The sequence below is a fragment of the Paenibacillus sp. Y951 genome, assembly GCF_056786395.1.
Map to the genome: position 1 here is coordinate 178,087 of NZ_JBXCIY010000007.1, position 23,758 is coordinate 201,844.

Here is a 23,758-nt window from a genome sequence, read left to right on the forward strand (position 1 = left end):
AAATCCACCTCCTAATATTATTTAATGTGGTTAATTATAGTTGGTTATACTAAGATTACATTCTCGAATTTTGCTCCGTACTCCCACCTTCCTATATGAGGTTCAATAGCCCATTTTTTTCCTTTGAGGCTGACATCTTCATTGTCGGGACATATATAGATTCGCTTATTTTGATTATTATAATCTTCGATCGAATGTCCAATATTTCCATTGGGATCGAGTAGCTCATATCCTCTAGATTGGATTAGATCGTTACTGAACTTGAATAGATCTCCTATTGTCGCTGCATGTTTGGCAAACTCATAAGTCGATTCAAATATTTGCTTTGCATCATTTATTAACTGGGAAATTATCATATCATTTCCGACCTGTATTGTTTCTGAGTAATCCCCCCATTTACCATTAAGCATAGGGCTATAATCAACGAGAACAATATCCGATTCTAGCAAAATTACATCTTTAGAAGGCAAATGATTTCCACGTGTGCAGTAGATTGAGTTCTTGTTAAAGTTTACAAGCATAGGATACCAAAGATCTTCAGCACCAAGTGAGTACATGATCTCTTCGCATTTAATCGAGAATTCATGTTCTGAAATTCCTGGTATTAAATATTGTTTTGATCTCTGACAAGCCAATATAGCCAATTGCTGTGCGTCCATATTAATCATTCCTTTTTAATCTTCATAATAAGTTAGCAGGTATTGATCAATTTCATCAATTCTCCCTAATTCATCTTGTCCATTCCAAAATACAATCTTATCTGCTTCTGTATTTGGTATAAATGGTCTTGTCTCCTGGATCCATGCCGTGAATAAACCACCGTATTCTGTCTTTCCATTATGTAATTTGAATTTCATCAATCCCATGAACTTTATCGTAGCTGGTCTTTGATTAGATTCTTCTTCCATTTCTCTTAATGCGCACTCTCTTAATGTTTCTCCTTCTTCTTTAATCCCTCCGACTAATTCCCAATTCTGTTTCCAGTGATTAAGAATAAGTAAAAATCCATCACTATTTTTAGCTACTACGAGTGCGTGTGTTATCGGATAATCTAATTTAATCGTAGCTGCTTCTTCCTCCGTTATCGGTAAAACTGTCTCAAAAACATCTCCTCGTTGATTTTTACAAAGAGTCATTACGTTAGCTCCTTTAAAATTCATTGTATTTTATTGTTGTTATTAATTTGTTAGTCGACGTATACTACTTCCTATTAAGCTCATGTATGATGTCTATTATTTCACTTAAATCTTTAATCGTATGACAAGCTATTTCAGGTCTTTCATAATATAGGTCTTCTTTCCAAATGCCTATCATCCCCGCCGTAATACATCCTTCAACATCGTTTTTAGGATGATCTCCCACATAGATAGCTTCATTTGCAGTTACTTGCAATCTATGTAACGCTCTTTCAAATATCTCTTTCTCTGGTTTCTTTATCTGCTCTTCCTCTGATACAATAATGACGTCAAAATAATCAGTTATACCAAGTCCTCTAATATTTGATCGTTGAAATTCGGAGTATCCATTCGTAATGAGACCTAATTTTATATTTCTATTTCTTAATTCATTCAATAGCTCATGCATGCCATTGAAGCCAATACAATGATGTTGAAAGCGTTCAAGATAGTCAGCCAATAATTCATCTTGAGTTATGTCAAATTGATTTTCATCAATCAGTTGTTGATACACAACATCTTTCCACACATAGCCACGCTGATCTAATACTATAAATCGTTCGCTATATATGGAATAATCTATTTTCTGTAGTGCCGTTATGGCAGTATACTGCGCCAACAGAAGCTTTTTCAAAGAGTTGTCTCTATCTAACAAAGTTCCATCTAAATCAAAAATTATCGCTCTTATCAAGGCTAACCCACCTTTGCAAGTATTAATAAAGACTAATGAATATGATAAACGCCCACTCTAGATAGCTTTTATCTTAGGTGGGCGTCTGAGTTGGTATGCTGCTTCTGCGTTTTATGCCTTAAGTGGGTAGTAGATTGTCTAAATATTCGTTTTTCAGAATCCCCATAATTATTACATCTGAATAAATGCCTTTAGAGAAATACCTCTGTCGCAGTCTACCTTCTTCCTTAAATCCACATTTCTTATAGCAGGCAATTGCTTTTTCATTATAATCAAATACTTCAAGTTGTAATCTATGTAAATTTAATTGTTGAAAGACAAATTGCTGTAATAATTGTATAGCTTCTGTCCCAATCCCTTGATTGTGAAATTGAGTATCTCCAATTACCATTCCCATTTCAGTACTTCTATTTTTCCAATCAATATGCGACAAATCAATCTGACCAATGTATTGTTCTGAGTCTTTATCGGCAATAATAAATCCTTTCTGCCCGGTTTTCCCTTCTAGTATTGAATTAAGATATGATTCAGTTCCGTTGACAGTATGTGGGTATAAGAAGATATCCGACAAGAAGTCCGTAATGGCTGGATTATTACACCATCTTCTCATGTATTCTAAATCTTCTGATCTATATTCTCTTAATATAATTCGGCTACCTATAATATGAGGCAAGTGATTTCCCTCTTTCCCTTTATATATATTCTGACACTCTTGATTGTAACAAATCAATTAATTCTTCATCCATGTATTCATATTCATCTGGAATATCTAGTCGTATCATTCTCTTCTGTTCCAGCTGATCGAACTTCATATAAGTTAATGCCGTTAAACTTCTCCACTTGTTTCTAGCTAGCGTGTCCCGCTAGTGCAAAGATTCTTAAACACGAGCCCCCATACAACTAAACATTCCTTTGAAGCTTAACATTACATTCTGACGTTGTCGCAGTGACGTACTCCATGTAATTCACAGAGCCGTTAAAGTTCAAATAAGCCTCATAACGCATTCGGATTGCGGGTAAAGTGATCAAATCGAGAACATTTTCCTTTGGAACCCACCTGCACTCGCTCGTTTCATCAGAAGTAGCTAACTCTCCTCCAACTACTTTGCACACGAAATCAAACATGACCTTCGTAGGAACATCAGTCACACCGTCGTACCACTTATGGATCGCTGTATTCGAAACAACACTAATTAAATGGCTAACAGTGGTGTCTATTCCACTTTCCTCTTTGATTTCACGAATCACGCCATCAATCAAGTTTTCTCCAACTTCAGTTATCCCACCAGGATACACCCAACCATCGTCATGTGCTTTTACTAATAGGATATTTCCAGTTCCATCTTCTACAATTCCGCCTGCCGATACAATATGTGTCGGAAACGCCATTTCACTACCTCCCAAAAACTTTTTGTAGCTACCTGATATAACTTCTGTGAAACAAAAAGTTACTTCGGAAGCATAAACTAAACGGTGAATTTGTATATTTATTCCACGTTGATTATTGCGGTATAGTTCCCTGTTAGTACAATGATTCTCTATAATCGAAACTTGAGCTATACTTCTCCCCAAAATATCTCAGTTTCATAATCGAATAGAACAATACCATCCTGCTTATTTCTATCAAATAGATTTCGAAGTTCCGTCATCATCGGATCGTAATTCGGTTGCCCGGGTACAGGACTGTAGGAAGAGGATAGCAACCGGCCTCTCAAGCCCTCGAAATCGAACTCCTGACTCATTCCGAATCTCCCTTCATGCATCGTACCTTCCTTGAAAAAAGAGAGAAGCATCATCTGTGAAATGTTTTTATGATTGATTTTTTCGTAGTCAGTTCCGTATGTATGAAGCAGCTGATCGTATTCTTCACGAAATGCCGTACCGTTAGTAAGACGGGAATTCCAGATTAGTATTACTCTCCCACCTGGCTGTAGAATTCTACGGAACTCGGTTTGGGCCGCTAAGCGATCAAACCAGTGAAACGCTTGTGCGCAGACAATAAACTCAACCGACTGATCAGGTAATCCAGTAGATTCTGCAGAACCCGATATAGTCTGAAAGTTTGGATTGCTTCCTAACATTTGCTCGGCTGCTACCCGCATTGCCTGATTCGGCTCGACCGCAATCACATTGCTTCCGCGTTCCAGAAGTAGCTTTGAAAAGATCCCTGTTCCGGAACCGATGTCTGCTATTTTACTGTTCGAACGCAAACCGATGATGTCGTACAAATAATTAATAGCTTCTTTCGGATAGCTCGGGCGGTACATTACATATGAATCGACTCGGTCCGAAAAAAATTCTTTACTGTTCATTTTTCGTCACTCTCCTAGTGTTTAATTTTTTGGTCTGTTAGTTGAGAAAAGGCTGCCTTGATGGCATTGAACTATCGTTCTCCGTTAGTTGAATCTTGAACACCATAGGACACACGAGATCAGGATGATTCCTCCGTCAGTTCTGACGGGGTATGACAAGAATGACGGGGTCATTCATAGTTATCCCCTGAACTTCCCATTGTCTAGACGTATTCAATCCGTAATGAACCGTAATTGTCTGTTTGGTTTCAGATATCCACTGTCTATCACCTACAAAGGCGGTAATCTCTGCATCAATGTTTTCTTTTCCATTCGTCAACTTAACTTCTTCTTCGTTAATAATCAGTGAAGATAAAGGAAACTTTTCATCTTTTTCAGTGGATTCACCTAAAAATATGTTTGATGCGGATACCTTAACATCTCGCAAAACCTCTTCTGCCGTTGGTATCTCGGGGTAATTTTCGTTACCACATGCTACCATTCCAAGTAGCAAGAAAAGAAAAAGACTTGAAGTACAGATTATTTTTTTCATGTTTGAACTCTCCCCCTATGTCATAAAATCATGTATTCTGTGGTATCAAATAATATTATATTTATGATTGAGAAATCTGTCCGTTAGCCATACATGCAGCGCAAGAGCGGCGCTGCACCACAGAGGATGAAAATGGATACCTCAATCTATACTGTTTGTACGGCTGGCGAAGAAGGTCGATAAGCTATGGTGCCATAGAGCCCAACCGTTAGTCTGACTCCAACGACCACGGTGCATCACAGATTGTCGCTCCCTTTTGGGAAGCACTCATGGGAGATTAATCCTATTCTGGTTTTTGCACCAGCCTTGCCTTTATTAGTTCTGGAATGTTGTTTTTCGTTATACCTAACTTTATAAAAAATCACATAAGGCTCAGCCATTTTTTAAAAGTGTTATTCTGAGTCTTCTTTATTTTGCTCTTTTTCAGGTTTTGAGCTGATTCTATTTTCATGGGAGGCTATGTTAATGAATATTGTTGATATTTATTAAAGAATAGAGCAACTTCTAATTCAAAGGAGTTACTCTTTTCAATCAAAATAATCTTTAACTTTATTTTTGTGTCTATTAGCAAACTTAATAGTGAAAAACTGAGGAATCAAATTCAAAAAACTAACCAGGATTAATAATTGATATGGAGTTAGTGGATTAAAATAGCCCCCCCATCGTACGTTCCCTGTCATCTCACTAATGAAATAAAACGAAATTATTACAGATAATATATTTCCAATAATAAGAAAAATTGAATTACTAAAGAGTTTGCCGAGGAAAGCAAGAAGCGAAGTCACAACAATCATAATTAAATAGCCAAGCATTGAACCGTTAGCAAAATCTTGGTGCATTGAAAAATAAACAAAGGGAAAACAGTATAAACAGACTATCAGAATGCCAATTACTATTTTTCTCATATTCTCATCTCTCTTTGTATCTTTATAAATAGAACAAATATTGGTTACGTAGAAAACTTGGACAGCCGAAGACTATTATAGGTTGAGTTTATTGAAAACAAGCAACTTTCTATTATCATTTTTCTTATCGTATCATTGTCACTTCGATTTTTAACATAATTCAAGAAATGAAACCAAATTAAATAATCGTTGAGGTATTTTGTTACTACACCATTAAATCGTTATATCCAACCTTTTAATCGGCTGTGATAGTTGTTGACATTTTGGATATGAAACAATCCTTCCATATAACTGCCTTTTAGTTGAGAGATGGCTACCTTGATGGAATTGAACTATCGTTCTCCGTTAGTTGAATGAACGAGTGCTTAAATGGCAGTTCTAAGCTAGATTATTTATTTTCTTACTGTTCCTATTAACGCCATATCCGTATATATAGATTCCTCAATATTAGGAAGCAACCTGTAAATTGATTTATGTATAATATTTTCAATTTCTTGCTTAATAGTGAAGTAGTTTTTCCATGAAATTGGTGAATTAGAATTGATTCCATTTCTAATGGCAGCCGATACAATTCGCTTTTCTATTGTTGAAAATCCCTTATCATCTGCTAATGCATCACATACTCTAATTAGTTTGTCATAGATAGTCCATTCAATTTGATTTTGGATCTCACTTAATTGTATTTGTACGTACAAGGGGATTTCCTTCCAACCATTAATTAGCTCTAATTCTGATATTGCAATTTCATGCGTAACGCAAACATTAGCAGTGCCCTCGAAGCCCTTATTAATCATAAATAAATAACCATCCAGTGCATGAATGACTGAAGGGGTAAAACCTACATAGCGGCCAATATCATGTAATAGTCCACTTGTATAAGCTATATTTGGGTCAATTTCGTATCCAGCCTTTAGTAAATCTATTGCTATATATTCGGCTGCCTTTGCCACGTTTTTTGAGTGTTGAACCCAAGTTCCAGGATTTAATATTGCTGCTTCATTTAACAATTGCTCTGCATATAATCTATCTTCAACAAACTTCATTCTACCAACTCCATTTTCTTTTATTAGCCATTTTCCAAATAATAACACAAACACAATATTTCAGTAACTGTTGAGCTAATCTGACCGCTAGCTTAACCAAGGGTCAACTGTCGAACACTTTATTTTTCCCGGTCTAATTTTATAGATGTCATAATGCTTCACATTAGACTCAGAGGTTAACTGGTACAAATATATTTAGCATGCGCTCTAAAATGGTAATAGCACCTTTTCAAATTATCGTTCTCCGTTTAATAAAGGAATTATAGATGCAAGTCCAAAGGACGGAATCCGAGATTAGACCGGATCGGTAGGTGCAAACCGGTATTTGCTCGCTTGTTCGTAGGCATAAGCTAGTCTGAAAAGCATGGGCTCGCTGTAGGCGGTTCCAACGAAAGTGATTCCCTGTGGTCCTTTGGTCGTATAGCCACCTTCGGCAATAATGCCTGTCTCCGCGTACCCGCCCGGTACGGTAATGGCAGGGTATCCCGCACGCGCGGACAAATCGAGCCCATCCTCATTGCCAAGGAACAGCAGCGCGTCTAGTCGATACTCCTGGATCGCGTGGTCGATGCCTTGATCCCGAGATACCTCACGGTTAAGGCGTAAACTTTCGACGTACTCGGGTTCAGATAATGTGCCGCTTGTTCCATTCGACCAGATCAGCGTATCCTGCCCATATTTCAAAGCGACGTCACGATTCGCTTCGTTATAAGCGATGAGTTCATCTAACGTCCTAATAGAAGCTCCTGGACCTGCTTTGGCGAGATAATCGTTAAGCCCTTTTTTGAATTCAAACCGCATCACTTCCCAATCCCACTTCGAACTCTCGCAAGGTAATGATACCGGGTCGATAATGATCGCCCCATGTTTCTTGCACAAGTTGATCGCCCGCTCGATAATAATCGCTCGAGTTTCGTCCAGTTCTCGATAATAATGCCGCGGAACGCCAATTCTCGCGCCTTGCAAGCCGTTCGCGTCCAAGAATGAAGTATAATCCTTATAAGCTATTCGCCTATTATCTTGCATGATCACATCTTCTGGATCCTCTGCCGTTATGGCTCCGAGCAAGATCGCGGCGTCTCTCACCGTGCGTGTCATCGGACCAGCTGAATCTTGGCTATGTGTAATTGGGATTATACCTGTGCGACTAACGAGCCCTATAGTCGGCTTTAGGCCAACGAGGCCGTTTTGTGAGGAGGGGCTGATGATCGAACCTGAAGTTTCTGTACCAATGGCGGCGGTACACAGATTCGCGGCAACCGCAACCCCAGAGCCCGAACTTGACCCGCCCACGAATAACTCGCCGGGACCGTATGGATTAAGCGTCAGACCGCCCCTAGAGCTATAGCCCGCCCACATCGAGCCCGACATGAAGTTCGCCCATTCCGTCATGTTTGCTTTACCGAGGAATACAGTTCCCGCAGCCCTTAATTGCGCGGTCACGGCTGAATCTGTCGATGCAAAATGTTCCGCAAGAGCGATTGAGCCGGCACTAGTATGCATGCGGTCACCTGTATCAATATTGTCCTTGAGCAAGATCGGTATGCCGTGAAGTGGTCCACGAGATCCACGTTCCCGTCGTTCCGCGTCAAGAGCCTCTGCAATCTTAATCGCGTCCGGGTTGACTTCCAACACTGCCTTTAGCTTCGGGTTTAGCTGTTCGATCCGCTCCAAATACCAACGAACGCAAGCTTCCGATGATAATGCGCCTGATTCCATCGCTGCCTGCAACGTAACGATATCTGCCTCTATTAAACTTTCATTTATCGTTTTGTCCATTTTAATAAATTCTCCCTTTTTATAATTATTTCGATAGAATTCCTTGCTCCACCGAATTATTAATAATCGATTGAGCATATTCCCATAAATCATTTGAGCCATTAGCAATCTCTTTATTTCGATTGAAAACCTGTTCGCTAGTAATATTGTATTTCTGCCAAGTGTCACCTTGATTATTATGATTATGGATGAGCGGTTGTAAACGATCCAGTGACGATGCAAACTTTGCTTCGTCTGTCTCCTTATTCTCGAATTCAATCCATAAATCCATTAGTTCTTTCTCTTGTTCACTTGGTAACATACCAAATAATCTCTTTGCTGCTTGGACTTCTCGGTCATACTTATCTACTTGACCAGTGCTATCGTACGCAAAGGTATCACCTGCATCTATTTCTACCAAATCATGTACTAAGATCATTTTAATAACTTTAAGTAAATTAATTTTGTTATTGGAATTGTTCTGAAGAATTAACGCCATCATTGCAAGATGCCAAGAATGTTCTGCGTCATTCTCTAATCTTGAACCATGCATGATTTTCGTCTTTCTCTCAATTGTTTTGAGTTTATCAATTTCTATTAAGAAATTCATTTGTTCCTTCAATAAAGTATCCATTTAGCATCTCCTTATAATGTTGACTGCTTATTCTTCTCAAATTTTAATCATTCAATGATATCTCTCTATAGTGTTCTACCAACGGGAATGGACTGTAGTAATGATGTAGTAATGCTTTCCATTGTTGATATTGTTCTGATCCTCTGAATCCTACCTCGTGGTCCTCAAGCGTCTCCCATCGAACAAGTAAGTCCTAGTAGAATTAGATCGTTATGATGTAAGTTCTATTGCCCCTAATTTAATTAATCTTGATCTTATTGCGCCTGTTGTTCTTTCATATCTTGTTGCTATTTCTTTAATAGATTCACCTGCCTCAAAGCTCTTTATTACTTCTGTGTCTTCTTCCTCTGTCCATGATTTTCCTGCTTTAGTGGGTAACTTCTGCTCTCTAGTCTTTCTTTTCTCTAATCGTTCAATTCCTTTTAACGCGATATGTAATGCTCTCACCACAGTTGCTTGTTGATATGGACTATCTTGTTCGTATACTTCTCCTGTTAATGGATCAACTCCATTAGATAACAAAGTGACAATGTTTTTTGCTTCAAGTAGCTCCATATTTATCATCCCTTCTCATAATATATATTTGGCTGAAAAATCAGTCATCCTTAATATTTATTTATCAGGTCTAGCACAATCTCTCCATTAATTATTTCACCAGTATCAACAAAACCAAATTCTTTATATAATTTATTAACAACTATATTGTTTGGGACATGAGATATTCTAATCTTAGAGTCGCTTTGATTGCTCTTTATTGTATTGATGATTTCCCCTAACGCTGCTCTTCCGTATCCTTTTAGTTGAAACCTTTTATCTACCATAAATCTTACAATCCAAAAGTAACCGTCATCTGGATATGGTTCTTGATCGAACAACGTAAATCCAACCATTTCTTTATTGTTATAAATGCCATAAGGCTTTGAAGTTGGTTCGTCTAGTGCTTTTTTTAATGAATCAATATTAGAAGCAACGAATCTCTCCTGAAATTTATGTGGTTTAAGTTCAATGCATTCGGTTCTATTTCCATCGGTTATTGGGATTAATTTAATACTTAAATTGGACATATAATTCACTCCATCTGTGTTCCATTTTTACATTATTTCGCTTTTATAAGTATTATATCTTCCAATAATCCTTACTTCGTGACCTAACGTATTCAATATGTTAATCGCTTTATTTATCAGTAGTTCACTGCAATTGTTATTTGATTCTAGAAAAAATCTATAAACACCAATTTTCTTTGTCGTTGGTCTTGATTCTATCCATGACAGATTAATACTGAGTGCTGCGAATATGTTCAATATTGCTGATAAAACTCCTGGTTGATCTTGGTTAGGAGTAATGGCAAGCAGAGTTTTCTTAGAATCCTTTTTTAATTGTCTATCGCTACTAATAATTACGAAACGTGTTTCATTGTCTGGATTATCTTGAATATTCTGATCTATTAAAGTGAGGTTTAATAGTTTTGCAAGTGACTGCGATCCAATAACTGCCACGTCTTCTCTTTCACTTTGTCTTAATGATGTTGCTGCAGAAGCAGAACTATCATACTGCAAGCTCTTAACATCTAGATTTCTCAAGTATGTCCTACATTGCGTTAGAATCGGTGAAATCGACCATACCTCTTTAATGTCATTTCTGTTAAATTCCTTATTAGCGAGTAGATGCAATGAAACTGGTAATAATAATTCTCCTTCAATAAAAACATTTTCATAATTCATTATTGAATCAATTGTCATGTTTATTGTACCTTCAATTGTGTTTTCTAAAGGAACTATCGCTTTATCTACTTTACTTTCTCCAACTGCTTCGATTACATCGGGGATGGTGTTAAGTAAAAGGAATTCCACGTTGTCTTCTGAAAAATATTGTTTTGCAGCTTCTTCGGAAAACGTACCATTTGGTCCAAGATAAGCAACTTTCATATGTTCAATTCTCCTTTAATTCTCATCTATCTGCCTTACTGCTAAGCTATACTACTTATTGGGGTCTTCTTACCATAAATCTATCAGCATTCTTATTAAATCCATAATGTTCATACAGTCCATGGGCATCTGCTGTTCCTAATACTCCTAGTAAATCTTGGTACTCTTCACTTTGTATAATCGTTTCAATTAACTTCTTACCTATTCCTCTTCCTCTATAATCTTCATCAATTACCACGTCACACAGATAATAGAATGTAGCCCAATCTGTTATTACTCGTGCAAAACCAATTTGCTTGTTCTCATGATACACACCATAGCAACAAGATGTTTCAATAGATTTGTTAATCGTTTCAACTGATCTTTGACTAGCCCAATACGATGCTGTTAAAAATTTATATATACTTTCTTTATGTAATAATGTCTTGTCCGAACTAATTAGATAATCATTAAATCTAACATTCATAGGATCAACCACCAGTCTCATAAGTAAGATTATTGATTTCTTTTCTATTGGTGAGAAGGTTATATTTCTAGTATCCTTTTATAATTGTTATATGAACCTCTTCTATAGTCGGGGGTTGAAAATTATTGTAGTATTGAGCAGCTAACTTTTATGTCAACCGGATATCATTTGCATGCGCTCCCGTCCTGTTCGAAATCCTCTCTAAAATCACTTCTCTTGAATGATTCTTCATCGAAAGAAAGTCTAACCATACCCTGGAGCTCCAGTTGTCTCGCGTAAGTTGATTTCCCCGATCCCGCAGGACCACACATGAAAATAACTCTGCTACAATATTCCTTATTTATCAAATTATGTTTCCTTCCTTTTTAACGGTAGTATATAAACCCCTTCGTTGTTTTTTTACCATCTTCAACTTCCATTGTTCTCACATGAAATTAATAAAGATATAAAAATCAAACCTTTTATTCGTTTTGGTTATGTATAATATTCTAGGAGTTAGGGCTTTGAATTGTGCATATCATGATGTTCGTCAGTAAATAAATCGACGGAGTAAAATGGTGAGGGGTATTGGAAGTGTTCTTCTAACATTAATTATATCAAACAACCTGATTCTTTTCAGTATATTTACTTTTATTGGATCTGACCATTCCAGTTTTTCTTCAATAAAGAATGCATTACTACATCAATATACTTATGATTTTTATAAAAGTATTCATATAAGGTACCTTCTTCTATGAACTGAAGCTTATCTAATATTCTTCTTGAATTGTCATTCTCTGAGTGATGTAATGCCTCCATTCGATTGAGTTCAAGTTCTTTGAATCCATAGTTTATAATTAGTAATAATGCTTCAGTCATATATCCTTGCTTCCAGTGTTTTGGAGTTAATTCGCATCCAATCTCTACTTTGTGATGATTCTTTATCCATTTATGAAATCCACATGTTCCGATAATACGATCTTCATTCTTTAATGTTATTCCCCATCTAACAATTTCAAGAGTATGGAATTTATCATTCCAGTACTTAATTATTGTTTCTGCTTCTTCAATTTCAGTCAAGTTATCGATGTCATAAAACTGAGTTACTTCATCTATTATTAAGTATTCAAACAAATCAGGAGCATCTTTTTGAGTCAATTGTCTAAGAATTAATCTATCCGATTCAAGTACTGGAAACTTCATGTTTGGCCTCCTCATATAAATAACAATAATTTGTGCAAGTAACCGCTTTAAAACATTAGTTGTTACTTTCACCATCTTCGTGACTGCTGTCTTTGTTAAATCCTTCTTGTTCCTCTATTCTATGTAATAACTTACCACACAAAATCGTAAAAATCATAGCAAAAAGGATACTTGCAGATCTTATCATTATTTCTTTGAAATTGTATTGATTGGCATTAATAATCAAATTATAAGTAGGGAAAATAATGATGAATGGGGTCACTACTCTTACGGTATATTTGAGGGATCTAGCAATCCACGGATTAATCATTCTCTCCTTTTTTATAGCTTGAATAGTAATAAGTACCGTTATAGCTAGAAAAATTACTATAAATACCATAACTCACCTGCCTGCTTCCTAAATGATATTATTCTCTCAACTCTTCAAATAGTAATGAAAAAACTCATTATCTTGCTCAAATCCATATCGTTCATATAGCCTTTGAGCATTTTCATTACTTATTGACGTTGATAGTGAGATCCCTTTAGCTTTCGTCTGTTCAGCATATTGTTTTGCAGCCTTCAACAGTAGTCTAGCTATTCCATTACCTCTGTTTCCTTCCAATACGAATAAATCATTCAATAACCATGAGCGTTTCATCGATACTGAAGAAAACGAAGGATAGAGTTGAGTAAAACCAACGAATTGATTCTTATCAAGTACTACAAATATGACTGATTCACGGTGTTCGAAACGATCAAATAAAAACTGCTTAGCCCCTTCAAAATCAGATTCTTGGCCATAAAATATGCGATATGCATTAAACAAAGTTGCTACCTCATTCAAGTCTTCAATAGTTGCTTGTTTGATAATAAAACTGGTCATTTAAACAACCCACTTTCTATAAAATTATAATCTTATATTCTGTTTTTAGTATTACTATGATTGTCATCCCATAATATGATAGCCTGCATCAACATGAATGACTTCTCCAGTAATTCCACGAGACAAATCACTAATTAAGAACATTGTTGCGTCACCAACTTCTTCCTGATTAATGTTCCGCCTTAACGGCGCTCTTTCTTCAATTGTTGACATAATATCATTAAACCCAGATACGCCTTTTGCTGCAAGAGTACGAATTGGACCGGAGGATATAGCGTTTACTCGGATGTTGTACTTGCCTAAGTCTTCTGCTAAATATTTCACACTTGCCTCTAATGCTGCTTTTGCAACTCCCATAACATTATAGTTTTTTACAACTCTTTCAGCTCCTATATAGGATTGCGTGACAATACTACCACCTTCATTCATTAATTTCTTAGCTTCCCTTGAAACAGCTACAAGAGAATATGCGCTTGAATCTTGAGCGAGTAAATACCCTTCACGAGATGTATCAACATACCCGCCTTGCAATTCATCTTTATCCGCAAATGCCAAGGAATGAACCAGCCCATGAATAGTTCCGATGCTAGCTTGAATTTCTTGAAAAGCAGAAATAATACTTGCATCATTAGACACATCACATGCTGTAACTAGTAATGGTTTTATTCCTTCCGTATTCAATAGATGTTTCAGTTTTTCTAATGATCTCTCCTTTCTATAAGTAAATATCAAATTAGCACCTTGATTATTTAATGATCGCGCAACTCCCCAAGCAATACTTCTTTCATTCGCTACACCCATTACTATAATATTTTTACCGTTCAAAATAGACAAAAGATCTCCTCCTAATAATATGATTTTTTATATTTCTTGTTGTTCTAGCCAATCATTGATTGCTAAAAATACTTCTTCTTCATTTACGCTTTTTCTATCTTTATCTATTTCCTTCATTACTATATTTTTAGTTTCAATAACATTATTATTTTCAATAAATATAACTCGATCTGGAATAAATTCTATAAGTTTCTTATAGTACCTTTCCCGAAATATATTAGCTTTAGATACCCAGTTAAACTCAACACGTTTTCTTAGTTCATCTTGATTCTTTCTACGTAATAATTCATTTTGATTAATTGATAAGATTACATATAGATCACAAATTCCAACTTCTTTATTTGAAATTGCTTCCTCATAAATATGTTTTAATTCGCCTTTACTCAGACAGTTTTTATAACCTAATGACCAGTTAAACCAAAGAGGCTTAAAAACATCAGTATCTAGAAGAGATACTGAAAATTTTTCTCTTTGTTCCTCAGTACCTTTCCATCTTTCAAGTTCTTTATTTAAATAAAATTGCGCTTCTTCATATGGACTCAATCCTTTGATAGGAAGTACGATGGTTTCTTCTATTATAGTAGCTTGTTCTTCACTTTCTATTAAATTACACAATGTTGTTTTTCCAACTGCACTTGGTCCTTCTATACAGACCTTCATTGATTAACCCTTCTTTCAATATATCTTGCAGATCTGGTTCCGTACAACATCAAATGCTATTTTAGCCATACTCGAAAAATCAATTCTCCACGAAGCTTTTTCCATAGGTGATCCATCTCTTTTATGCCAAAATTCATAAGCACGATATTCCCAGGCCTTTTTATTTTGTTGACCTTGCTCATTCATTTCATTCTCTCCTTTCACCTAACGTTGTAATATTTCAATCATACGCTTTATTTCCGTTAACACAGTATCAGAAAAATGCATAAGTTGTTGACTATCCAACTCTATTTCTTCATCTACTCGACTATATCTATCTAAGCACTCCCGTATAATAGGATGAAAATCTTGTGGTAAACTCTGTAGTCCCCATTCTCCTCCTTCTTTCTTGGAAGATAATATTTCTTCTTGTAAGTAATATATGACTCTGCAAAGATTCAATACAACATATACAGGATTATTAACGATATTCTCCTTACTATCTTTAACGTCGGAATAAATAGATGCCACAAAATACTTATGATCTATTGGTTTACAAATATCTTTCAACGATTTACCATACAACAACTTTCCTCGATAATACGCAACTACGAATTGTGATGCAAAATCTTCATCCTCATATCCACCACAAAGATAATTTACATCAGTCTGATACCGTTCTCTATGTAATGGCGAGTAATGAAACTCAATAGGGGTTGGATATATAAAAGGATCCAAGTGTTCTTTCAACACTATGCTAAATTCAAATCCATTTTTATTCGGGAGTTCATCATGCAATTCTAAAGTAGCGTCCGTAATCCTTCTTGCGACCTCTCTTTCCAACCTTTTGTTGATCACAACTATGAAATCTATATCGCTATTTTTCGGATTAAAGCAACCCATAGCAAGCGAGCCATGTAAATAAATTGCTAACACATTTTCAGTGAGTTCTCTCTTTATGAGTGTAACGAATTTATCTAAATAGAATTGAGTGTCCATACTATTTCCCATTATCATTTTTAATTCACATCTCCTTAATCATAAAACTTATTTTATGCGACGGAAGTTTGGGTTAGTAACCAATTCACTTTATTTCACCCTTATTTAATACCCCAAATATTCCAGTCATTCCCTCGTGCTCATTAAACCCATATTTTTTGTGAAATGATTCTTTTCCATGGGATGCAAACATTCCAATAAAGGATTTTTCAGGCGCATTAACCTTTAAAAACTCTGTAACCGTTGTCATTATAAGCTTACCTATACCCTTATTTTGATGCGCCGGAATGACAGCAATATCTTGAATATAAAAATAAATATAACCATCTCCAATTACTCTTCCCATCCCTACTATTTCATCTTCATATTGGATAACTACACCAAATAATGATTTGTTTAGTGACTCTTCTGCTACCTCGAAATTCATAAAGTCCTTCCAGCCAACGGCAGTACAAATGTTTTTATACTCTTGAATAGAAGGTATTCTTATAAGTGGTTTATATTGGTTATTCATTCATATCTCCTTCAATCACTTTGTATTCCTATTATTAGGAATTTTGTTTTTCGTCTATTGAGTTGCGATTTTGATTTAAATGATTGGATTGTAACCACCGCTAAAATGAAATTGGTAGTCATTATCGATACGAATATAACCCAGTATGCGATGCGACCTATTCCTATAGAATACGCTAGAGTAATTCTGATTATCTCTATTACCCTCTACAACTAATATTTCTTTGTCGTCGCATGCCAATACAATCCCTATATGATCATGTGGATCATCAGTTAGCAATTTTTCGTAGATCACGATATCACCGCGTTGCGGAGTAAATCCATTCTGCCCATCAAAACGAAGAAATTCTGTTTCAGGTAACCTTAACAATTTCTTCATATGGACCATTGACCCTACTTCTGTCACATCGATGGAAGATTGCTTTGAGAATTGTAATTAGCTCTTCTTTAGTAAATATATTCATATCTCTTAATAGAGGTCTTACGGTCTCGGCACTATTCGGACCAGGAAATTCATAGATTCCGGTTTTATAATAATAATAATCGTGAAGTAACCCTATGATTGTAGCCAATTCCTGACTTTGTCCTCTTTTCTTAGCAAGCATTGAAGAAAAATTAGAGACCCCACTCAGATGAATATACGCTTCCTGTCTCTGAAGTACATTAGCCATTGACATAAACGTTTCTTGAACGAGTACACGAACACTGTCAAGTCGCTTATTTACCTTTTTATTGTTCAACGCTTCACCTCCTTACTACGACAACTTCATTTGCTCCTTTATACGATTTTCCATCACCGTTATTTCGTCTTTTGCATCTGATGATATGATAAATAATGCTATCCCTAACAACAAACAAAATATAGCAGTTAATAAAAAAGATAATGTTAAAAGTATTCCTAGTGTATCGCTCATTATATCATCACGTAATAATTCCTTAGCATTGCTAACACCAAAGAAAATAAGAAAAAGAATGAATGAGAATACACTGATTGCAATTAGCCATTTTGCAAAACGTCTAGATTTTTCAAAGTAAATCAATTGCATCTTCCTTCCTAGTTTTCGTGTTATTTACAATGAAGTTCTTAGTTGGATTTCTAACTGGTGCAGTTCATGGTGCGAGGAATAAACAAATTTGGTGAAGTATGGATATGATCTTCTACTTATTAGTACGATGAATGGTCAATTAATGTCGCATATTCGAATTGCTTTTAACATATTACAATTCAATAACACGATCGCAAAGTCTTTGCATGAGCTTCGATTCATGGGAAACAACGATGATTCCCATCTCTCGCTTCTTGGCAATCTCCGTGACCGCATGCCAGATTTGAGCTTGTGTAATCGCATCAAGCATCGTTGTCATCTCATCTGCAATTAGAAATCGAGTATGCGGACCCAATGCTCGGGCAACACAAATTCGTTGCAGCTCTCCCCCAGATAGCTCATGGGGCCAACGTGTTAACCACTCCGATTCAATTCCTAGTAATTCTAGTAATTCATCATCAGGATGGTACCCTTCATTAAGAATCTTATGAATTCTCCACCTTCCGTTGATCGCTTTTTCCGGATGTTGAAGAACCATTTGGACAGGATGATACCCTTTCCTAGATAAGGGTATATTATTAAAGGTCACCGTTCCTTCAATAGCTGTCTCATAACTAGCTAGTATTCGGCAAAAGGTGGTTTTCCCGCGTCCACTTGGACCGTTAATACCTACAACTTCCCCTGGCTCTATCGATAAGTTGACTCCTCGAAACAACCATGGTCCATTCTCATAGTGAAATCCGATATTGTTTGCATTAAGTTGCATGAATACACCTCACTATTCCATCTCTAAGATTACGCATTTCAGGCTGATCTTGAAGGCATTCAGATGTCGCCATACCACAACGTGGGGCGAACAAGCAACCAGGTGGCAATGAGCTCGGATGAGGCTGAGAACCTGGAATAGGCATAAAATCATTTTGCGGTAATGCTCTCCACAAAGCCTTAGTATAAGGATGCCTTAGCGCCTCACCCTGCCCTGTAAAATCCCCCACTCTCGCGATTTCAACTGTCGTTCCTGCATAAAACACGGCAATTTTATCGGCAATTTGCAGCACCGCTTCAATATCATGCGTAATTAACATCACTGCACAACCTTGATTGGCGAACTCTCTAAAATGATCTAGCGCTTCCTTGATAACAACTGGATCAAGTCCTGGCGTCGGCTCATCCGCAATAATAACCTTTGCTCCACTCACCATTGCCGTCGATAGTAGTGCCCTTCTTGCCATGCCTCCAGAAAGTTGAAAGGGATACATGCGTTCAACCACTCGTTCAAGGTGGAAGCGTTTGAAAACCGCTCGTTGCGCTTCCACAGCATCCCCTTTTTTCACAGACGTACGGACTTGACTACCAACGCGCATCAGTGGATCAAGAAAGTTTACGGATTGAGGGACAAGTGCAATTTCCTTCCCTCTAACTGCTTTTTGGCGAGCAGAAGTAAGCTCTTCCCCCTCAAATCTAATCACACCACTTATTCTTGCATTGCTTGGTAGTATTCCTAAAATTGCATGCGCGAGTAGACTTTTTCCCGATCCACTTGCACCGACAACAGCAACAATCTCACCTGCTTCAAGGGATACATTTAAACTAGATATTACGTTATGATTGATCTGTTTAAGTCCGACTGCATATTGTTGGAAAGAGATTGATAAATTTTCGACTTCAAGAATAGACATTCGCTAACTCCTCTTCCTATTGAACGCAGTATATCATCTTAATGGAGATCCCCATTAGCCTCTGTAAGTAATCTGAGATTGTCTCCAATCTGATCAAATATTCTCACGATAATTAGCAAACAAAGTCCTGGAAAGAAGGCGAGCCACCACATACCAGAAGATAAGTATTTCATTGATTCGGATAGAATGATTCCGATTGCGGGCTCGTGTGGAGATAGACCCAGTCCTATAAATGTAACTGCCGCCTCATGCAAAATAACATGGGGAAATAGCAACATAAAACCAATTAGAAATTGCGGTATAATATGTGGAAGGATATGATGCATAGCAATCCACCATCCGGGTTTCCCCAACCGCTGAGAAACCTGTACAAATTCAGCAGATCGGATTTGCATCACCTCTGCCCGAATGACTCTGGCAAGACTTGGCCAGTGGGTTAACGTTACTCCTACAACGATCCCTTTAAATCCTCCACCTAAAGTAAAAGCGATCAATATCAGAGTCACTAGATGTGGGACGCTCAGAAACAGATCAATAATCCATGATATAAGACGATCCGCCCTTTTTCCCATTGTTGCAGCTGCCATCCCGAGGAACAGAGCAATGGACGCACTTCCTATAGCTCCAATTAACCCGACTCCTATACTTAAAGTGAGCCCCATTACCGTACGTGTGAACATATCTCGGCCTAACCAATCCGTACCAAAGAGATGGTCTAGGGAAGGTGGAGCATTCCGATCAGCAAGGTTCGTTACTATGTTCTCCTCATCAAGAAATAACCCAGCTAATATAACAATAATGATGACAACAACGCAGATTAGCAATTTCATAAGTGCCCATTGCTTGTGATTCAGAGGATTTTTTTTCTGGCTTGCAATCATACCTTTCTCCCCTCTCTCGTTCTCGGATCAAGTATATGATAGCTTATATCAGCGAGTAAATTCCCTACAAAAACAAACAAAGTACTAAAGATTACGATTCCTAATAATAGAGGAACATCCCCTCTTAATCCTGCTTCAACCGTCGCCTGTCCAAGTCCAGGGTAAGAAAACACTTGCTCAGCTAATACTGCTCCGCCAAATAATTCACTGAAAGCTGCAAATTGTAGCGTAATTGCTGGCAAAGCAACATTGCGCAATCCATGTCGCCAAAACAACACCAATCCATACTCCCCTCTTGCTCTAGCGAATAAAACATAGTCACTAGCAAGAACGTCAATCAGCTTTTGCCTTGTATGGAGAGCCACATTGGCAACACCAACAATACTAAGTGTCAGGACAGGCAGAACAAGATGATGAATTCGGTCCATCAGCGTAACATTTTCCGCTAGCACCCCGGCAGGAACCCCCATTCCAATAGGGAACCAGCCTAGCGATACCGCAAAGAGAATAAGAATAAGGAGCCCCATCCAGAAGGTAGGTGTGGAAGCTAAGGTGAAGCAGTACCATTGGATTAATCGATCCATCCAGGTTCCTTTTTTCATCGCTGCTACAACACCAATCACAAACCCGATCACACCTGATAATATCCAAGCCGCGAGCATAAGTACTAGTGAATTTAAGAACCGTTCACCAATAATATCAATGACCGGGCGGCGAAAGATCATAGAGGTTCCCAAATCACCGGACAGGACAGCAGAACCCCAATGGAAGAACTGCACCATGATGGGCTGGTCTACTCCCCAATATTCAGCGATTTGGGCTCGTTGCTCAGGACCTACCTTCAACATATCCGCACCAATATAGGCTTGGATCGGATCGATCGGAGAGTTTTTCACTAGCAAAAAGGATATGAAACAGATGGCTACTAATAAAGTAGCCATCCGAAATCCTTTTCGCAATAGAAATAATCCCAGTTTGTTATCAATATTTTTACGCACCCTTAATTCGCCCATTTCCATTCCACGATATTATCTGTTGCCGGCCAACCATGCCCATGAACATGGATTCTTTGCTCTCCGATATCAAGTCTATCGTTCACGAGATACAAATGATTAATATTGACTAACCAAGCCCAGGCAGCATCGCCTTTCGCACTGAGACCGGTAGTCCCATCCCACTGAGCTTTTTTCCAAAACTCAATCGCTTCTGCTTCAGTAGTAGCGTGAAGAGCCTTTTCAAAATATTCATCCACCGTCTTATTTGAATAATAACCAGTGTTGTAATAATCTTTCCCAGCCGCTTCACTACTATAGATGTTATACATTTCATGAGGATCATGACTTCCCCAGCCTAAAAGGACGGCGTTTGAATACATTTGTTTAGATATGATATCCCAACTCCCACCTTCTAATCGGATATTTATACCTAGAGGTTTCATCATATCAGCAACAGTAATTGCGAGAGACTGTCTTATTGTATCGCTCGCTAAGTAATACAGGGTGAATTCTGCTTTCAATGAATCTTTCTCAACGATTCCATCGCCATCGGTATCCTTCCAGCCAGCTTCTGCTAGCAGTTTCTTAGCACCATCTAGATCACCATCTTTAATAACGGTTTCTGGATTCCACCAAGGAAGACCATCTACAGAAGTATAGGCCGGCGTTCCCTGTCCCTCTAATACACCATCGACAAGAGCTTTCCGGTCTACCGCCATATTGATAGCGTGACGAATGGCTGGATCTGCGGTTACATCGTTACCAATGGGTGCACCATCTGTCCTGACATTACCTGATTTCACAAATGGAAAAACGATTCCTCTATTGTCCACCGTTTGAATAGATTCTAATCGCATACCCGATACTTTCTTGTTACTAAATGCAGCTGGTATATAGGCAAGATCAACTATTCCTGCTTTTGCCGCCGCAAATGAAGCGTCCTCATTTAAGAATAGAAAAGTTATCTTGGTGAAATATGAATGTTCATCATAATATTGTGGATTTGCTTTGACAATCAGCTGTTGTCCCTTGTCCCATTGCACGAGCTGATACGGACCGGAGCCTATAGGATTCTCAGCATAGTCTTTATCATAGGCATGTTTTGGAACAATTCCAGTTGCAATAAGTGTGTTAATAAAGGTGGATTGGGGTTCTTTCAACGTAAATCTAACGGTGTAATTGTCTACGGCTTCTACTTTACTTACACTATTAAGATCTACAACTGCCCCATTGTTCGTTGCTGTTTCAAATGTAAAGACAACATCAGCAGCCGATAATGGTTGCCCATCCGAAAATTTCACATCATCACGGATTTTAACTGTCCAAACGGTACCTTCATTGTTCACTTCATAGCTGGTTGCAAGATCATTGACAATGTTAAGCTTGTTGTCTCTTTTAAATAGAGTACTTTGGAACAGTGGTGAACCATAACGACCCCATCCTGTTGTTGGATCAAAGCCTGTTTCTGGTTCAGATCCAAAGGCTAATACCAGTTCGTCCTTCTTGTCTTCGCTACCGACGCTATTTCCAACATTAGACGGACCCGATCTGGATGAATGACAACCCGCTAACATAAAAGTGGATATGACAGCAACTAATGCGATAATTCCAACTAATTTCTTTCTCATCTGTCTCACCTCTTCATTAAAATTCCACTCGAAATGGCCTTACTCATTGAAGTAAGTGGTTTATTGAAGAATTGTGCGATAACCTAAACAAATCAATTGCACACAAAAAACATTATTCCATTCATTAAGTTACACCTTAAACTATTTTAATAGCTTCTTTATTAATAGGCAACCTTATTCCTAGGATGATCTAAATTTCCTACTAGTAAAATTCGTGTTACTACTTCTCAGAATTCATTCCAATTAACATATAACTTAATGGTAAATGTTCTTCATCGGATTCCAAATGACTCGAAACCGCTGAAATGTCTTTGGAATACTCTTCAAAATATTTAATATTCGTCCCTTGCTTAATAAGCCCTTGAATGATATTTGACATTGTATGTGGAAACCAATATTGGGGTTTTGATATGTAATTTTCTTTGCCTACATAATCCAAACTATCATTACTGATAAGGGGTGTATCTTTAAAGTACGAATACTTAATTTCCTTTACTTCCTCATCGAAGATATCAATGATTGGATGCATTTCGTATATGAAGACTAATCCGTCTACTTTCAAGAGTTTAACGATCTTTTGGAAAAATAAATCTAAATCTGGCATCCAACCCAATGTACCTACTGATATATACACATAATCGAATTGAGAATAATACTCTTTGGGAATTTCATAAATATCAGTACGTACATATTCCACTGGTATATTAACACTTTCTGAAAGATTAATGGCTTCTTTTATAGCTTCATCGGATATATCGAATCCTACACACAGTTCTGCCCCAAGTTTTTTAAGTGATATAGTTTCAATCCCATTGTTGCAACATATTTGTGCAACCTTCTTACCGACTATGCCATACTCGTGTAATTTACTAATGACAACATGATCTAATTGAATATAGTCCGGGTTTTTCAAATCGGTAACAATAGAATTCCCTCTCGCCTGTTGGTGCAGTGGAGTTACTTCATTCCAAGCTTCTCTATTTAGTTCAGTGATTTTTTTAATTTCCATTCATGCTCACTCCCAAATTTAGATAATAAAAAGTCTTTAGATAGAAC

32 protein-coding genes and 2 pseudogenes are annotated in these 23,758 nt (G+C 37.4%); all 34 read right to left on the reverse strand.

Annotation, left to right across the window (positions count from 1 at the left end; all coding sequences use genetic code 11):
• Positions 1-44: 44 nt before the first annotated feature.
• The 34 genes and pseudogenes from AC1TPB_RS12500 to AC1TPB_RS12665 all read right to left on the reverse strand — a co-directional run bounded on the left by AC1TPB_RS12500 (position 45) and on the right by AC1TPB_RS12665 (position 23,711).
• Positions 45-659 (reverse strand): M24 family metallopeptidase, encoded by a 615-nt coding sequence (locus tag AC1TPB_RS12500; RefSeq protein WP_482076791.1) that lies wholly within the window; start codon positions 657-659, stop codon positions 45-47.
• A 15-nt stretch (positions 660-674) separates the two neighbouring features.
• Positions 675-1,136: an NUDIX domain-containing protein gene (locus AC1TPB_RS12505; RefSeq protein WP_482076792.1), complete on the reverse strand. Its 462-nt coding sequence runs from the start codon at positions 1,134-1,136 to the stop codon at positions 675-677.
• 64 nt (positions 1,137-1,200) lie between these two features.
• Positions 1,201-1,866, reverse strand: coding sequence for an HAD family hydrolase (locus AC1TPB_RS12510; protein ID WP_482076793.1), 666 nt, complete (start codon positions 1,864-1,866; stop codon positions 1,201-1,203).
• Positions 1,867-1,984: 118 nt separating this feature from the next.
• Positions 1,985-2,539 carry a GNAT family N-acetyltransferase gene (locus AC1TPB_RS12515; protein WP_482076794.1) on the reverse strand — a complete coding sequence of 185 codons (555 nt, stop codon included), beginning with the start codon at positions 2,537-2,539 and terminating at the stop codon, positions 1,985-1,987.
• 227 nt (positions 2,540-2,766) lie between these two features.
• Complete coding sequence (locus AC1TPB_RS12520; protein WP_482076795.1) at positions 2,767-3,255, reverse strand: NUDIX hydrolase; 489 nt, start codon at positions 3,253-3,255, stop codon at positions 2,767-2,769.
• Positions 3,256-3,422: 167 nt separating this feature from the next.
• On the reverse strand, positions 3,423-4,178 hold the full coding sequence (locus tag AC1TPB_RS12525) for a class I SAM-dependent methyltransferase (protein WP_482076796.1): 756 nt from the start codon (positions 4,176-4,178) through the stop codon (positions 3,423-3,425).
• A 136-nt stretch (positions 4,179-4,314) separates the two neighbouring features.
• Complete coding sequence (locus tag AC1TPB_RS12530; RefSeq protein ID WP_482076797.1) at positions 4,315-4,710, reverse strand: hypothetical protein; 396 nt, start codon at positions 4,708-4,710, stop codon at positions 4,315-4,317.
• A gap of 949 nt (positions 4,711-5,659) precedes the next feature.
• A pseudogene (locus tag AC1TPB_RS12535) lies at positions 5,660-5,899 on the reverse strand (IS1595 family transposase); the annotation flags it as partial.
• A gap of 108 nt (positions 5,900-6,007) precedes the next feature.
• Positions 6,008-6,658 carry an HD domain-containing protein gene (locus AC1TPB_RS12540; RefSeq protein ID WP_482076798.1) on the reverse strand — a complete coding sequence of 217 codons (651 nt, stop codon included), beginning with the start codon at positions 6,656-6,658 and terminating at the stop codon, positions 6,008-6,010.
• A gap of 294 nt (positions 6,659-6,952) precedes the next feature.
• Positions 6,953-8,437, reverse strand: coding sequence for an amidase family protein (locus AC1TPB_RS12545; protein WP_482076896.1), 1,485 nt, complete (start codon positions 8,435-8,437; stop codon positions 6,953-6,955).
• Positions 8,438-8,462: 25 nt separating this feature from the next.
• Entirely contained in the window at positions 8,463-9,050 is a 588-nt protein-coding gene (locus tag AC1TPB_RS12550; RefSeq protein WP_482076799.1) for an HD domain-containing protein, read from the reverse strand.
• 43 nt (positions 9,051-9,093) lie between these two features.
• Positions 9,094-9,240 (reverse strand): annotated as a pseudogene (locus AC1TPB_RS12555) (antibiotic biosynthesis monooxygenase); the annotation flags it as partial.
• 20 nt (positions 9,241-9,260) lie between these two features.
• Complete coding sequence (locus AC1TPB_RS12560; RefSeq protein WP_482076800.1) at positions 9,261-9,605, reverse strand: hypothetical protein; 345 nt, start codon at positions 9,603-9,605, stop codon at positions 9,261-9,263.
• Between the two features lie 50 nt (positions 9,606-9,655).
• Positions 9,656-10,114 (reverse strand): GNAT family N-acetyltransferase, encoded by a 459-nt coding sequence (locus tag AC1TPB_RS12565; RefSeq protein ID WP_482076801.1) that lies wholly within the window; start codon positions 10,112-10,114, stop codon positions 9,656-9,658.
• A gap of 27 nt (positions 10,115-10,141) precedes the next feature.
• On the reverse strand, positions 10,142-10,975 hold the full coding sequence (pheA, locus tag AC1TPB_RS12570) for a prephenate dehydratase (RefSeq protein ID WP_482076802.1): 834 nt from the start codon (positions 10,973-10,975) through the stop codon (positions 10,142-10,144).
• Between the two features lie 55 nt (positions 10,976-11,030).
• A complete protein-coding gene (locus AC1TPB_RS12575) occupies positions 11,031-11,462 on the reverse strand; it encodes a GNAT family N-acetyltransferase (protein ID WP_482076803.1) in 432 nt (143 codons plus the stop codon).
• Between the two features lie 143 nt (positions 11,463-11,605).
• The gene (locus tag AC1TPB_RS12580; RefSeq protein WP_482076897.1) at positions 11,606-11,752 is read right to left on the reverse strand and encodes an AAA family ATPase; all 147 of its coding nucleotides are present in this window, start codon (positions 11,750-11,752) and stop codon (positions 11,606-11,608) included.
• Between the two features lie 319 nt (positions 11,753-12,071).
• Positions 12,072-12,623, reverse strand: coding sequence for a GNAT family N-acetyltransferase (locus tag AC1TPB_RS12585; RefSeq protein WP_482076804.1), 552 nt, complete (start codon positions 12,621-12,623; stop codon positions 12,072-12,074).
• 55 nt (positions 12,624-12,678) lie between these two features.
• Entirely contained in the window at positions 12,679-13,002 is a 324-nt protein-coding gene (locus tag AC1TPB_RS12590; RefSeq protein ID WP_482076805.1) for a hypothetical protein, read from the reverse strand.
• Between the two features lie 36 nt (positions 13,003-13,038).
• The gene (locus tag AC1TPB_RS12595; RefSeq protein ID WP_482076806.1) at positions 13,039-13,488 is read right to left on the reverse strand and encodes an N-acetyltransferase family protein; all 450 of its coding nucleotides are present in this window, start codon (positions 13,486-13,488) and stop codon (positions 13,039-13,041) included.
• 63 nt (positions 13,489-13,551) lie between these two features.
• Positions 13,552-14,322 carry an enoyl-ACP reductase FabI gene (gene fabI / locus AC1TPB_RS12600; protein ID WP_482076807.1) on the reverse strand — a complete coding sequence of 257 codons (771 nt, stop codon included), beginning with the start codon at positions 14,320-14,322 and terminating at the stop codon, positions 13,552-13,554.
• A gap of 27 nt (positions 14,323-14,349) precedes the next feature.
• On the reverse strand, positions 14,350-14,982 hold the full coding sequence (locus tag AC1TPB_RS12605) for a hypothetical protein (protein WP_482076808.1): 633 nt from the start codon (positions 14,980-14,982) through the stop codon (positions 14,350-14,352).
• 15 nt (positions 14,983-14,997) lie between these two features.
• Positions 14,998-15,168 carry a hypothetical protein gene (locus tag AC1TPB_RS12610; protein ID WP_482076809.1) on the reverse strand — a complete coding sequence of 57 codons (171 nt, stop codon included), beginning with the start codon at positions 15,166-15,168 and terminating at the stop codon, positions 14,998-15,000.
• Between the two features lie 18 nt (positions 15,169-15,186).
• A complete protein-coding gene (locus AC1TPB_RS12615) occupies positions 15,187-15,978 on the reverse strand; it encodes an aminoglycoside adenylyltransferase domain-containing protein (protein ID WP_482076810.1) in 792 nt (263 codons plus the stop codon).
• 67 nt (positions 15,979-16,045) lie between these two features.
• On the reverse strand, positions 16,046-16,474 hold the full coding sequence (locus AC1TPB_RS12620) for a GNAT family N-acetyltransferase (protein WP_482076811.1): 429 nt from the start codon (positions 16,472-16,474) through the stop codon (positions 16,046-16,048).
• A 75-nt stretch (positions 16,475-16,549) separates the two neighbouring features.
• Positions 16,550-16,852 carry a CHAP domain-containing protein gene (locus AC1TPB_RS12625; protein WP_482076812.1) on the reverse strand — a complete coding sequence of 101 codons (303 nt, stop codon included), beginning with the start codon at positions 16,850-16,852 and terminating at the stop codon, positions 16,550-16,552.
• Positions 16,827-17,213, reverse strand: coding sequence for an HD domain-containing protein (locus AC1TPB_RS12630; protein WP_482076813.1), 387 nt, complete (start codon positions 17,211-17,213; stop codon positions 16,827-16,829). Before AC1TPB_RS12630 ends, AC1TPB_RS12625 begins: the two co-directional genes overlap by 26 nt.
• A gap of 15 nt (positions 17,214-17,228) precedes the next feature.
• Entirely contained in the window at positions 17,229-17,519 is a 291-nt protein-coding gene (locus AC1TPB_RS12635) for a hypothetical protein (protein WP_482076814.1), read from the reverse strand.
• A 172-nt stretch (positions 17,520-17,691) separates the two neighbouring features.
• A complete protein-coding gene (locus AC1TPB_RS12640) occupies positions 17,692-18,285 on the reverse strand; it encodes an ABC transporter ATP-binding protein (RefSeq protein WP_482076815.1) in 594 nt (197 codons plus the stop codon).
• Positions 18,275-19,198, reverse strand: a complete 924-nt coding sequence (locus AC1TPB_RS12645) for an ABC transporter ATP-binding protein (RefSeq protein WP_482076816.1) — start codon at positions 19,196-19,198, stop codon at positions 18,275-18,277. The genes AC1TPB_RS12640 and AC1TPB_RS12645 overlap by 11 nt, the downstream gene beginning before the upstream one ends.
• 38 nt (positions 19,199-19,236) lie before the next feature.
• A complete protein-coding gene (locus tag AC1TPB_RS12650; RefSeq protein WP_482076898.1) occupies positions 19,237-20,028 on the reverse strand; it encodes an ABC transporter permease in 792 nt (263 codons plus the stop codon).
• 47 nt (positions 20,029-20,075) lie between these two features.
• Entirely contained in the window at positions 20,076-21,092 is a 1,017-nt protein-coding gene (locus tag AC1TPB_RS12655; protein WP_482076817.1) for an ABC transporter permease, read from the reverse strand.
• Positions 21,080-22,702 carry an ABC transporter substrate-binding protein gene (locus tag AC1TPB_RS12660; protein WP_482076818.1) on the reverse strand — a complete coding sequence of 541 codons (1,623 nt, stop codon included), beginning with the start codon at positions 22,700-22,702 and terminating at the stop codon, positions 21,080-21,082. The genes AC1TPB_RS12655 and AC1TPB_RS12660 overlap by 13 nt, the downstream gene beginning before the upstream one ends.
• 220 nt (positions 22,703-22,922) lie before the next feature.
• Positions 22,923-23,711 carry a class I SAM-dependent methyltransferase gene (locus AC1TPB_RS12665; RefSeq protein ID WP_482076819.1) on the reverse strand — a complete coding sequence of 263 codons (789 nt, stop codon included), beginning with the start codon at positions 23,709-23,711 and terminating at the stop codon, positions 22,923-22,925.
• Positions 23,712-23,758 lie beyond the last annotated feature (47 nt).

What these genes read in the sequence shown, in the direction of transcription:
- AC1TPB_RS12635 (WP_482076814.1), bottom strand. Translation starts at nt 17,519, where the DNA reads ATGCAATTGATTTACTTTGAAAAATCTAGACGTTTTGCAAAATGGCTA.
- AC1TPB_RS12525 (WP_482076796.1), bottom strand. Translation starts at nt 4,178, where the DNA reads ATGAACAGTAAAGAATTTTTTTCGGACCGAGTCGATTCATATGTAATG.
- AC1TPB_RS12500 (WP_482076791.1), bottom strand. Translation starts at nt 659, where the DNA reads ATGGACGCACAGCAATTGGCTATATTGGCTTGTCAGAGATCAAAACAA.
- AC1TPB_RS12595 (WP_482076806.1), bottom strand. Translation starts at nt 13,488, where the DNA reads ATGACCAGTTTTATTATCAAACAAGCAACTATTGAAGACTTGAATGAG.
- AC1TPB_RS12660 (WP_482076818.1), bottom strand. Translation starts at nt 22,702, where the DNA reads ATGAGAAAGAAATTAGTTGGAATTATCGCATTAGTTGCTGTCATATCC.
- AC1TPB_RS12655 (WP_482076817.1), bottom strand. Translation starts at nt 21,092, where the DNA reads ATGGGCGAATTAAGGGTGCGTAAAAATATTGATAACAAACTGGGATTA.
- AC1TPB_RS12605 (WP_482076808.1), bottom strand. Translation starts at nt 14,982, where the DNA reads ATGAAGGTCTGTATAGAAGGACCAAGTGCAGTTGGAAAAACAACATTG.
- AC1TPB_RS12610 (WP_482076809.1), bottom strand. Translation starts at nt 15,168, where the DNA reads ATGAATGAGCAAGGTCAACAAAATAAAAAGGCCTGGGAATATCGTGCT.
- pheA (WP_482076802.1), bottom strand. Translation starts at nt 10,975, where the DNA reads ATGAAAGTTGCTTATCTTGGACCAAATGGTACGTTTTCCGAAGAAGCT.
- AC1TPB_RS12550 (WP_482076799.1), bottom strand. Translation starts at nt 9,050, where the DNA reads ATGGATACTTTATTGAAGGAACAAATGAATTTCTTAATAGAAATTGAT.
- AC1TPB_RS12565 (WP_482076801.1), bottom strand. Translation starts at nt 10,114, where the DNA reads ATGTCCAATTTAAGTATTAAATTAATCCCAATAACCGATGGAAATAGA.
- AC1TPB_RS12585 (WP_482076804.1), bottom strand. Translation starts at nt 12,623, where the DNA reads ATGAAGTTTCCAGTACTTGAATCGGATAGATTAATTCTTAGACAATTG.
- AC1TPB_RS12650 (WP_482076898.1), bottom strand. Translation starts at nt 20,028, where the DNA reads ATGAAATTGCTAATCTGCGTTGTTGTCATCATTATTGTTATATTAGCT.
- AC1TPB_RS12615 (WP_482076810.1), bottom strand. Translation starts at nt 15,978, where the DNA reads ATGATAATGGGAAATAGTATGGACACTCAATTCTATTTAGATAAATTC.
- AC1TPB_RS12520 (WP_482076795.1), bottom strand. Translation starts at nt 3,255, where the DNA reads ATGGCGTTTCCGACACATATTGTATCGGCAGGCGGAATTGTAGAAGAT.
- AC1TPB_RS12640 (WP_482076815.1), bottom strand. Translation starts at nt 18,285, where the DNA reads ATGCAACTTAATGCAAACAATATCGGATTTCACTATGAGAATGGACCA.
- AC1TPB_RS12530 (WP_482076797.1), bottom strand. Translation starts at nt 4,710, where the DNA reads ATGAAAAAAATAATCTGTACTTCAAGTCTTTTTCTTTTCTTGCTACTT.
- AC1TPB_RS12575 (WP_482076803.1), bottom strand. Translation starts at nt 11,462, where the DNA reads ATGAGACTGGTGGTTGATCCTATGAATGTTAGATTTAATGATTATCTA.
- AC1TPB_RS12545 (WP_482076896.1), bottom strand. Translation starts at nt 8,437, where the DNA reads ATGGACAAAACGATAAATGAAAGTTTAATAGAGGCAGATATCGTTACG.
- AC1TPB_RS12560 (WP_482076800.1), bottom strand. Translation starts at nt 9,605, where the DNA reads ATGGAGCTACTTGAAGCAAAAAACATTGTCACTTTGTTATCTAATGGA.
- AC1TPB_RS12505 (WP_482076792.1), bottom strand. Translation starts at nt 1,136, where the DNA reads ATGACTCTTTGTAAAAATCAACGAGGAGATGTTTTTGAGACAGTTTTA.
- AC1TPB_RS12620 (WP_482076811.1), bottom strand. Translation starts at nt 16,474, where the DNA reads ATGAATAACCAATATAAACCACTTATAAGAATACCTTCTATTCAAGAG.
- AC1TPB_RS12645 (WP_482076816.1), bottom strand. Translation starts at nt 19,198, where the DNA reads ATGTCTATTCTTGAAGTCGAAAATTTATCAATCTCTTTCCAACAATAT.
- AC1TPB_RS12540 (WP_482076798.1), bottom strand. Translation starts at nt 6,658, where the DNA reads ATGAAGTTTGTTGAAGATAGATTATATGCAGAGCAATTGTTAAATGAA.
- AC1TPB_RS12580 (WP_482076897.1), bottom strand. Translation starts at nt 11,752, where the DNA reads ATGTGTGGTCCTGCGGGATCGGGGAAATCAACTTACGCGAGACAACTG.
- AC1TPB_RS12625 (WP_482076812.1), bottom strand. Translation starts at nt 16,852, where the DNA reads ATGAAGAAATTGTTAAGGTTACCTGAAACAGAATTTCTTCGTTTTGAT.
- AC1TPB_RS12590 (WP_482076805.1), bottom strand. Translation starts at nt 13,002, where the DNA reads ATGGTATTTATAGTAATTTTTCTAGCTATAACGGTACTTATTACTATT.
- AC1TPB_RS12665 (WP_482076819.1), bottom strand. Translation starts at nt 23,711, where the DNA reads ATGGAAATTAAAAAAATCACTGAACTAAATAGAGAAGCTTGGAATGAA.